Below are 1467 nucleotides of genomic sequence, written 5' to 3' on the forward strand. Positions count from 1 at the left end.
CACGGCGATCAGGCCCAGGCTGCCGGCCCAGCCCGGACCCAGGGCCCAGCTCAGCAGCAGCTCCACCGCCAGGCCCACCGCCAGGGCCAGCAGCAGGCTGCCGCCCACCAGCACCAGCTGCTGCAGCCCTTCCTCCAGGGAAGCCTCCGCCAGGACCTGCTCCAGCCGGGCCAGGGGAACGCTCAGGGGCAGATAGAGGGCGAGGGCCCAGAGGGCGATCCCCGGCAGCAGGGGGCTCAGGTCGGAGAGGCTGAAGGCGTCGGACATGGCGGCAGGCGCAGGGGGCAGGGCCGCACGCCGGCTGCGCTTCCTAGCATCGTCCTCCACTGCGCCACCTCTGCCTTCATGGATTCGTCACCGGAGACCCCCTGGTCGTTCCTGGGCCACCGGGTGCATGCCCTGCGGGCGGCTCCGGAGCAGCCCACCGGGCCGGCGATCCTGCTGGTGCATGGCTTCGGGGCCTCCACCGACCACTGGCGGTTCAACATCCCCGTGCTGGCCCTCACCCATGAGGTCCATGCCATCGACCTGCTCGGCTTCGGCCGCAGCGCCAAGCCCGCCGGCCTCTGCTATGGCGGCGCCCTCTGGCGCGACCAGCTGTGCGCCTACGTGGCGGAGCGGATCGGCCGGCCCACCGTGCTGGTGGGCAACTCCCTCGGCGGCTTCGCCGCCCTCGCCGCCGCTGCCGCCCTGGGCGAACGGGCCGCCGGCGTGGCCCTGCTCAATGCCGCTGGCCCTTTCAGCGACGAGCAGGCCCCGCCGCCGGGCTGGGGGGCCATCGCCCGCCGCACCATCGGCGCGGCCCTGCTGCGCAGCCCCGTGCTGCAGCGCCTGCTGTTCGAGAACATGCGCCGACCCGCCAACGTGCGCCGCACCCTGAATCAGGTGTACATCGACCGCACCAACGTGGATGACGCGCTGGTGGAGGCGATCCTGCGGCCCTCCCGGGACCCCGGTGCCTTCGGCGTCTTCCGCACCGTCTTCGACATCCCCCGCGGCCAGCCCCTCGACGAACTGTTCGCCGAGCTGACGGCGCCGCTGCTGCTGCTCTGGGGCATCCGCGACCCCTGGATCAACGCCGCCGGTCGCCGCGCCAGTTTCCAGCGGCATGCTCCCGTCCGCACCACCGAAGTCGTGCTGGAGGCCGGCCACTGCCCCCATGACGAGGTGCCCGACCAGGTGAACCGGGCCCTGCTGGAGTGGCTGGCGGGTCTGGTGGCAAGCCCGGTTCCTGCGCTGACCGCCGGCTGAACCCGACAGCGCCTGCCGGTCGGTACATTGCCCTCCACACAGAGGGGGCCGGGTTGATCGCCGCCGTCACGGGCACCGGAGCCGCACCATCGGCCAACCGCCAGGCGGAGGGTGGCAGCGGGAAGGGGGGAGGCTTCACCTACCGACCGGACATCGACGCGCTGCGTGGAGCGGCGATGCTGGCGGTGCTGGTGTTCCACCTGAACAAGGGGTGGC

The 1467-nt window shown here is 72.8% G+C and carries 2 protein-coding genes; one reads left to right on the forward strand and one right to left on the reverse strand.

Annotation, left to right across the window (positions count from 1 at the left end):
• A partial coding sequence (locus tag VB737_RS06990; RefSeq protein WP_500312201.1) for a hypothetical protein occupies nucleotides 1-267 on the reverse strand: 267 nt, incomplete at its 3' end.
• A 78-nt stretch (nucleotides 268-345) separates the two neighbouring features.
• Between VB737_RS06990 and VB737_RS06995 the strand changes: the two genes are divergently transcribed.
• The gene (locus tag VB737_RS06995; RefSeq protein ID WP_500312202.1) at nucleotides 346-1251 is read left to right on the forward strand and encodes an alpha/beta fold hydrolase; all 906 of its coding nucleotides are present in this window, start codon (nucleotides 346-348) and stop codon (nucleotides 1249-1251) included.
• The last annotated feature ends 216 nt before the right edge of the window (nucleotides 1252-1467 follow it).

The sequence above is a fragment of the Synechococcus sp. BA-120 BA3 genome (assembly GCF_034931285.1).
Taxonomy (GTDB): Bacteria; Cyanobacteriota; Cyanobacteriia; order PCC-6307; family Cyanobiaceae; genus Cyanobium.

Bases quoted from the DNA above. Each gene is read 5' to 3' on its own strand.
- VB737_RS06995 (WP_500312202.1), top strand. From the start codon at position 346: ATGGATTCGTCACCGGAGACCCCCTGGTCGTTCCTGGGCCACCGGGTG.